This window comes from Pseudomonas luteola NBRC 103146 (assembly GCF_002091675.1).
GTDB classification, from domain to species: Bacteria; Pseudomonadota; Gammaproteobacteria; order Pseudomonadales; family Pseudomonadaceae; genus Chryseomonas; species Chryseomonas luteola.
In genome coordinates this window covers 45,338-53,064 of sequence record NZ_BDAE01000028.1, presented here as the reverse complement: position 1 = coordinate 53,064, position 7,727 = coordinate 45,338, and the positions used below count along the sequence as shown (strand labels likewise).

Here is a 7,727-nt window from a genome sequence, read left to right as displayed (position 1 = left end):
AAGCTAGGTCCGCAGTAAGGTTATATGAGTAGGCTGGCCTATCAGGCTGGCCCACCAGCTAATAAACCTGCAAGACTGGCCGCCTGCCTGGCCATTCCTATAACCCATTTCAAATGCTTCTCTGACACGACAATTCTAAAAAGGAGAATCCATGACTGCCTCAAGCGCTTCCCAGACCCATGCTTCTGGGCAAGACACGGTTCACCTTACGCTTGATGACGTACGGGCACTGGCGACGCGTGTGCTCCAACACTATGGCTTTACCGCACCTCATGTCCGCTACGTTACCGAAACGTTAGTGGCTGGCGAGCGCGATGGATGTTCATCCCATGGTCTGTATCGGCTGTTGTCCTGCATCAATACCTTCAAGGCAGGCAAGGTCTCTCCGGATGCCGAGCCAGAACTGCATGACATGGCGCCCGCTCTGGTACGCATCGATGCCAAGGGTGGCTTTTCGCAAGTCGCTTACCAGATGGCACTGCCACATCTGATCCAGAAAGCCGAAACACTGGGTATTGCTGCATTGGGCATCAACCATTGCGCTCATTTCTCAGCCCTATGGGCAGACATCGAACCGCTTACGGATGCCAGTCTGGTTGCCTTGGCGTGCACGCCCAGCCATGCCTGGGTGATGCCTGCCGGTGGGAGCAAACCACTTTTCGGAACCAACCCCTTTGCGTTTGGCTGGCCTCGTCCAGGCAAGCCGGCATTCATCTTTGATTTTGCGACCAGCATGGTGGCGCGGGGTGAAATTGAGCTGCATCGCCGCGCTGGCAAGCCTATTCCTGAGGGTTGGGGCGTAGACGCCGAAGGCAGACCTTGTACCGATCCGGCCACCGTGCTCGACAAGGGCGCCATGCTGACGTTCGGAGGGCATAAAGGCTCAGCCCTGGCGGCGATGGTGGAGCTGATAGCTGGTCCCCTGATCGCCGACATGACCAGCGCCGAGTCGCTGGCATTTGATAACGGCGCACGGGTTACTTCCATGGGAGGCGAGCTGATTATTGCTATCGATCCGCAACGCTTCCTGGGTGAGCAGGCTGAGACCGAGCTTGCCCGTGCCGAAAAGCTGTTCGAGTCCATGGTAGCCCAGGGCGCGCGTCTACCTTCGCAGAGGCGTTATCAGGCTCGTGAAAAAAGCCTGCGTGAAGGGGTCTGGATACCCAAGGCACTCTACAACGATATCCAGGCGCTGCTAAGCGCTTGATCCGGCAGGAGGAGCACACCTGATGCTCCTCCTGACCTGCCTACCGGTGATATTGCCCGGCCTGTTCAGGCTGAAAGGGGATATCCATGATCCTGACCTTGAGCATTCCTTTGCCTGGGGTGGGCCACTCAATGTAGTCCCCGATGGACAGCCCCAGCAGTGCACTGCCTACCGGGGCGAGGATAGAAACCTGCCCCGAATCGCCTGCAAGATCCTTGGGATACACCAGTGTCTTGCAGAATTCCTCACCAGTTGCGTCCATGCGAAAGCGCACGGTTGAATTCATGGTGACGACCGTAGGCGGTATCTCATGCGGATCGACAATATCCGCTCGACCAAGCTCCTCCTGTAAGGCGGTTTGCATGGAGTGTTCGCTGGCCGGCAGGGACTCGAGCAAATTTTCTATCCGCTCAAGGTCCAATGAGGACACGACAATATCCGGTTTCATGGTCATAAAGGCTCTTGTTGAAAGTGTGCATCCTGTTGTGAATGCTGGGGAAATAACGTCTTGCACGAAGTCGAGTATGGACCGCTTATCCGCTTTCAACTACCTGAAACCATTAACGCCTGTTTCTGTAGGCAGTGCGATCCCTTGCAGGGAGGAGGCGTGCTGAACAGGCTTTTGCGGTTTACAGGCGCTTGTTGAACGCATGGCCTGATCAGGTATCAGATGACAAACACGCAGAGGTGATTTATGAGCAACCCAGAAAATATGCCTGATCAAGGCCAGACGCCTGACGAATACGATGAATACGGTGATGTTCCTGATACCCAAGACACGCCTAACATGGATGAAAGACCAGACGTGGACGACAGTCCGTTAGGGTGATACTGGGCCAGCAAGACCTGAACAGCCGTCAGGGGCGGTTGCATCAGTGAGGCAAAAACGCACGAAAGCTAAGGCAGATACTCCACCAGGGTAGGGTCAAGGCCTGCCAGCTCTTCATTAATGAGGGCACTGATGATTGCCCAGTCACCCTCTGCAAGCCCGGCGCCAATGCGAGGATAGCCGATACGGCATCCCGAGAACCCTTGCCGAATCGTCCTCACGACTGCGCGGATAGCCTCATAACCTGCCTTGACGCCTTTTCCGCGCCAGTGAAGCTAAGTGTAGGTATTCACTACTGTAAGCTCGAGATTGCCCCGCTTAATTCGGGTGCATGAGTAAGTGCTCATTTTTCCCGTACTCCTTTCGAAGTGAGGCAATCAGCTTCATAGGATTCAGGAGACCCTCTTTATAGTCTTAGCGATTTCTGACCTATTTTGCGCTGGCAATTACATCCATGGACGATAACGTCGAACTGGCCCATTAGAGCAAGTTTGACCAAATCTCCTTTTATTACCGGCATGATTCATAGGCCTCCCAAATAAGACTAATGTAACTGATGGTATGTAAACGCATAAAACCGCCAGCAAGCTGAGGGAGCCTGTACACTATTACCTATTCAAAGGCCTTGTTTTTGACAAGCGAGCACACGAAAGCAATTTGTGACCCCTGCACATTTAGGCAGTGGCAAGGTTCTTGCCTCTTATAAGGTGACGACAGAAAACTGTTATCTAGACTCAGCCAAAATGACTGGCTGGTCAGAATCTGTTTATCAAGCAAATAAAATCTTCTGCTAAATGATATTTAGCACTAAGCTTCTTCGCTAGCTAAACCGCCAAGCGGTAGAGGCAATTAGCCATCTTGGATGGGATTTCAAATTCAAGCTCGTCACGTCAGCTGTTGGTTGTTCTAGAGGACATCTACACATGAACGAATTGTCATTGGCAGGCACACAGATTGAACACTTTCATGTCTGCGCTTTTTTCGATAGTCGTGAACAGGAGTACGATGTCCTGGCCCCTTTCTTTAAGGAGGGGATTGATCAGGGCGAGAAGAATATACATATCGTAAATCCTGCCAAGATGGATGACCATCGGGTACGCCTTAACAAGGCGGGAATTGATACTCATGCCTGTGAGGCCTGTGGGCAACTTGAGGTTCAATCGTGGCAGGTTGCCTATCTTGATGAAGCCGGCACCTTTAATAAGGACCGCATGCTCAATACGCTGGAAAGTGCCTGCAAAGCCGCGCGGGAAGCTGGATTTCCACGCGTGCGTATCATGGGCAATATGGACTGGGTCTTTAATGATGTGCCTGGTGCTAAAGACATTCTGGCGTACGAGGCCGAAGTAAATGAAGTGCTTTCCCAGAACCGTCAACCAGCCGTATGTGTATATGACATTGCAAAAATGTCCGGCTCCATGATGATGGATCTCTTACGTACCCATCCGTTGACGCTTATCAATGGTGTAGTACAGGAAAATCCCTTCTATACCCCAGCATCAGAAATGCTGGCTGAGCTTGCCAAGCGTCAGGTCAAGGAAGACGCCTCGACCACCTGATATGTTATTTTCCTCCTTTTATTTCGCCTTTTTGGAAGACAATGAACCGTTACCCTGAATTATTACCGGTTCACTCCCAGGAAGGCGATTCCTCAGAACGTGGTATTCGAGACCTGATGGGTCTTCTCGCCTTACCCGCCTTGTGGGCAGGGCGAGAGGGTGAGACGGTTCTTCGCCTCATGATCGAGGCCGCCGAACGTATCGTTCCCCTTCGCTTTAGCTATGCCCAGGCGCTGTTGGCTGATAATCCATCTTTCAAAGGCCTTTTGCGAGTCGAGGGGCGTTATTGCCAGGGCGAAGAGTTATCTCGCTGGGAAGTTACAGCCGAAGCCTGGAAAAACACGCGTGTTCCTGACGGGCGAGCCTATGAATCAGATACTCCATTGGGGTCCATGTACATTGTTCACTTGAGCATGGGCTATGGAACGTATGGTGGAAAAATCTGGTTTGGTTCTTCTGCACCCGGTTTTCCAAGCATCAACCAATTAGCTCTTTTGCGAGCTGCTGCTTCATTGGCTGCTACAGGATTACAAGCCGCAAGGGCAGATTTTGAGCGTGAGCAGGCCAGTCGAGCCAAAGATGAATTTCTAGCGATGCTGGGGCATGAGTTGCGTAATCCCCTGGCACCCATTGTCATGGCGCTTGGATTGATCAAAAGAAGGCATCAGGGCCTGTTTCCGCGAGAGCTGCAGATCATCGAGCGGCAGGCTGATCATTTGTCGCGTCTGGTGGATGACCTGCTCGATATTACGCGTATCACTCGTGGAAAAATCGAAATCAATAAAGAGCCTACAAGCATAACAGGAGTAGTGCTCCAAGCCCTTGAGAATACAAGTGCGCTTGTTGGTGACCGGCGTCAGCAGATCACTCATATATTTCCCGATGAAGAGGTCTGGGTGTCAGGGGACTCCGTCCGCCTGACCCAGGTCTTTACCAACCTACTGACCAATGCAGCCAAGTACACTCATGTTGGGGGCCAAATAGAGGTCGAGGTAAAGGCCGACGGCGAACAGGTTTCTATTCTGGTCAAAGATAATGGCTCTGGTATCAGCCCTCAGTTATTACCCCGTATTTTCAATATTTTCGAGCAGGGTGCGGTTACCATAGATCGGGCGAAAGGCGGATTGGGTATTGGTCTGGCCTTGGTCAAGAGTTTCATAAGCCTGCATGGAGGAACGGTAGCGGCTAGCAGTGGCGGTGTTGGTTGCGGTTCTACTTTTACGGTTACGTTGCCACGGCTTTTGTTGGCGATCAGCGAACCAACGCAGGTCCTTGAGGAAAATAGCAATACGGTAGTAATACCGGCTCGGATCCTGATTGTTGATGACAACCTTGATGCGCTTGAAAGTACCCAGGCTGTCTTGCGTCAACAGGGACATACCGTCCAGGCAAGCAGTAATCCATTCGATGTACTGAATATAGTCCGTGAGTTCAAGCCCGAGGTTGCGGTGCTCGACATAGGGCTGCCCGACCTGGATGGTTTTCAGTTGGCCTCTATGCTCCGTGAGCATTTTCCTCCATCAGCGCTAGGATTGATAGCTTTGACCGGTTATGGGCAAGTTAAAGACCGGGAGCGTTCCAAAGCGGCAGGTTTTGATGTGCATCTGGTTAAGCCGGCTTCACTCCATGACCTGACAGCCGCTATTACACGTCTTTCATCAAAATAGATATTCTTTCCTGGTTTATAGCCTGCCTATGCGAGCGCAGGTTTAAACAGGATGAAAAGCCGGGTTATTGAAGAATAAGCCGTGAGCCATGAAGCGGGTAAATAACGACTTATTTCATGTCTGGCTTTAAGCCAAGGCCTAGTACTTTCCATATCCAACCTATCCGAACACCTGCGAGTCACGTTCAGTCGGGACTCTCCTGGATACTCTCAAGCATGAACCTGCTGTAGCCGTACCGTCCTATCCTTATAGGAACCACAGTTATCAGTATGGGCTTCTAATGAAGTCCGGCCGATTCACTTTGCCCGGCCTATGCGGCAATTGGATGCCGTTGTCACACTTTATAATCAAGGGCTAGGTTTACCTAGTTTGCGCATCTCGAGGGCACATGCCGGTTATGACGAAGTCATGTTCGATTTGCCGGGACGGAACAGAAACGGGAGTTTACCAGCAGAAGTAGGGCAGCCCATGCCCAGCACCCGCTAGGAATAATTTGCTGGTGTTGTGTGTTGATGAGGAGCATTCCGCGCTACCCAAAGGCAGCTAAAAAGCTGGAGCACAAGCCCGTTGCACCAGAATGTTCATATTGGCGAATAAACAATCTGACCTATTAGGGCCCAGACGGATAGCACGTAGTGCTATGCCGGGTCTCCAGGGTTACAGTGATTACCAGCGTTGAAACCAAAGAAGATTAAGATTGTTGACACTTTTTTGTTTTTGGGCCTAATGTTTGACACAAAGGTCGCTTAAAAAATAAATGTGTCGACACTATGAATCAGCTAAGCGAAATACCCTCTGCCAACACGCCTGAAAGCGAGACGCTTTCGGAGCATGTCTTTCGCCATATCCAGGCGGCCATCATTAAGGGTGAAATCAAACCGGGCAGCAAAATTTCCGAGCCTGAGCTGGCACGTACCTATGGGATCAGTCGAGGTCCATTGCGTGAGGCTATTCATCGTCTAGAAGGGCAAAAGCTGGTCGTACGCGTGCCCCACGTGGGTGCTCGTGTTGTCTCGCTGGGCCTTGAGGAGCTGGTTGAGCTCTATCAAATCCGTGAATCGCTTGAAGGAATGGCGTGCAGACTGGCAGCCGAGCGTATGACCGACGCAGAGATTCTCGAACTACGGCAGGTGCTAGAAACCCATGAGCAGGACGCCTCATTTCAAGCAGGGGTGGGGTACTACCAACAGGAAGGCGACCATGATTTCCACTATCGCATCATTCAAGGCAGCCGAAACCGCACGCTGACCCGCATGCTGTGCGATGAGCTGTATCAGTTGGTACGCATGTACCGGATCCAGTTTTCCGCCACACCCTACCGGCCGCGCCAGGCCTTTGCCGAGCACCATCGTATTCTCGACGCCATCGCTGACCGTGACGGTGAGCTGGCCGAACTCTTGATGAAGCGCCACATTGCTGCGTCACGGCGCAATATCGAGCGCCAACTTGACACTCAGCACCAACCCGAGCATGCCGTGGTAAGCGCGGCGTCTGCCAACAAGAATAGAGGTGAATCATGAGTCAGGGTCTTTCCATGCGTCCCGGCCAGCGTTTTCGAGAGGCTGTTGCGGTCGAACATCCGCTCCAGGTAGTTGGCACTATTAATGCCAATCATGCCTTGCTAGCCCAGCGCGCCGGCTTTAAGGCCATTTACCTGTCCGGTGGTGGCGTTGCAGCCGGTTCATTGGGGCTACCGGATTTGGGTATTTCAAACCTGGATGATGTCTTGACTGATGTGCGCCGGATTACCGATGTGTGCGACTTGCCATTGCTGGTTGACGTAGACACCGGGTTTGGCTCGTCAGCGTTCAATGTGGCCCGCACCGTCAAGTCAATGATCAAGTTTGGCGCGGCGGCCCTGCATATCGAGGATCAAGTGGGGGCCAAGCGCTGCGGTCATCGACCCAACAAGGAGATCGTCTCGCAGCAGGAAATGGTGGATCGCATCAAAGCGGCCGTGGATGCCCGGACTGATGACAGCTTTGTGATCATGGCGCGAACCGATGCATTGGCGGTTGAAGGGTTGCAATCGGCTATCGATCGGGCCTGCGCCTGTGTAGAGGCGGGTGCAGACATGATCTTTCCTGAAGCCATGACCGAGCTTGGGATGTACAGGGAGTTCGCTGGCGCGGTGAAAGTACCGTTGCTGGCAAATATTACCGAGTTTGGCTCGACGCCACTGTTCACAACCGAGGAGCTGGCCTCCGCAGATGTCTCGTTGGTGCTCTATCCCTTGTCGGCTTTCCGCGCCATGAACAAGGCGGCTGAAAACGTTTACACCGCGATTCGGCGCGACGGTACACAGAAGAATGTAGTCGACACCATGCAAACGCGTATGGAGCTATACGAAAGCATTGGCTATCACGAGTTCGAGCAAAAGCTGGATGCGCTGTTCGCCCAGAACAAGCGCTGATCCGGCGAAGGTCCGTCAGCTAACCTGACAGATGCAGTTGCACCATCCATAA

The 7,727-nt window shown here is 52.5% G+C and carries 9 protein-coding genes; 7 read left to right on the top strand and 2 right to left on the bottom strand.

Annotated elements, in window-relative coordinates; translation table 11 throughout:
• The first annotated feature begins 151 nt into the window (after positions 1-151).
• Entirely contained in the window at positions 152-1,207 is a 1,056-nt protein-coding gene (locus PLU01S_RS21665; protein WP_074826213.1) for an Ldh family oxidoreductase, read from the top strand.
• A gap of 40 nt (positions 1,208-1,247) precedes the next feature.
• Here the strand turns inward: PLU01S_RS21665 and rnk are convergent, their stop codons facing one another.
• A complete protein-coding gene (gene rnk / locus PLU01S_RS21660) occupies positions 1,248-1,661 on the bottom strand; it encodes a nucleoside diphosphate kinase regulator (RefSeq protein ID WP_074826216.1) in 414 nt (137 codons plus the stop codon).
• Positions 1,662-1,901: 240 nt separating this feature from the next.
• Between rnk and PLU01S_RS26355 the strand changes: the two genes are divergently transcribed.
• A complete protein-coding gene (locus tag PLU01S_RS26355) occupies positions 1,902-2,036 on the top strand; it encodes a hypothetical protein (RefSeq protein ID WP_010798202.1) in 135 nt (44 codons plus the stop codon).
• A 68-nt stretch (positions 2,037-2,104) separates the two neighbouring features.
• Here the strand turns inward: PLU01S_RS26355 and PLU01S_RS26020 are convergent, their stop codons facing one another.
• On the bottom strand, positions 2,105-2,257 hold the full coding sequence (locus PLU01S_RS26020) for a macro domain-containing protein (RefSeq protein ID WP_216822611.1): 153 nt from the start codon (positions 2,255-2,257) through the stop codon (positions 2,105-2,107).
• Positions 2,258-2,959: 702 nt separating this feature from the next.
• Between PLU01S_RS26020 and PLU01S_RS21650 the strand changes: the two genes are divergently transcribed.
• The 5 genes from PLU01S_RS21650 to prpB all read left to right on the top strand — a co-directional run bounded on the left by PLU01S_RS21650 (position 2,960) and on the right by prpB (position 7,675).
• Positions 2,960-3,595, top strand: coding sequence for an MEDS domain-containing protein (locus PLU01S_RS21650; protein WP_074826218.1), 636 nt, complete (start codon positions 2,960-2,962; stop codon positions 3,593-3,595).
• A gap of 41 nt (positions 3,596-3,636) precedes the next feature.
• Positions 3,637-5,262: a hybrid sensor histidine kinase/response regulator gene (locus PLU01S_RS21645; RefSeq protein ID WP_074826221.1), complete on the top strand. Its 1,626-nt coding sequence runs from the start codon at positions 3,637-3,639 to the stop codon at positions 5,260-5,262.
• Positions 5,263-5,556: 294 nt separating this feature from the next.
• Complete coding sequence (locus tag PLU01S_RS26720; protein WP_376748372.1) at positions 5,557-5,748, top strand: hypothetical protein; 192 nt, start codon at positions 5,557-5,559, stop codon at positions 5,746-5,748.
• Positions 5,749-6,032: 284 nt separating this feature from the next.
• Complete coding sequence (locus PLU01S_RS21640) at positions 6,033-6,782, top strand: GntR family transcriptional regulator (RefSeq protein WP_074826223.1); 750 nt, start codon at positions 6,033-6,035, stop codon at positions 6,780-6,782.
• Complete coding sequence (gene prpB / locus PLU01S_RS21635) at positions 6,779-7,675, top strand: methylisocitrate lyase (RefSeq protein ID WP_074826226.1); 897 nt, start codon at positions 6,779-6,781, stop codon at positions 7,673-7,675. Before PLU01S_RS21640 ends, prpB begins: the two co-directional genes overlap by 4 nt.
• Positions 7,676-7,727: the final 52 nt, after the last annotated feature.

Coding starts and splice junctions, on each gene's coding strand:
- PLU01S_RS21665 (WP_074826213.1), top strand. CDS start 152: ATGACTGCCTCAAGCGCTTCCCAGACCCATGCTTCTGGGCAAGACACG.
- rnk (WP_074826216.1), bottom strand. CDS start 1,661: ATGACCATGAAACCGGATATTGTCGTGTCCTCATTGGACCTTGAGCGG.
- PLU01S_RS26355 (WP_010798202.1), top strand. CDS start 1,902: ATGAGCAACCCAGAAAATATGCCTGATCAAGGCCAGACGCCTGACGAA.
- PLU01S_RS21650 (WP_074826218.1), top strand. CDS start 2,960: ATGAACGAATTGTCATTGGCAGGCACACAGATTGAACACTTTCATGTC.
- PLU01S_RS21645 (WP_074826221.1), top strand. CDS start 3,637: ATGAACCGTTACCCTGAATTATTACCGGTTCACTCCCAGGAAGGCGAT.
- PLU01S_RS21640 (WP_074826223.1), top strand. CDS start 6,033: ATGAATCAGCTAAGCGAAATACCCTCTGCCAACACGCCTGAAAGCGAG.
- prpB (WP_074826226.1), top strand. CDS start 6,779: ATGAGTCAGGGTCTTTCCATGCGTCCCGGCCAGCGTTTTCGAGAGGCT.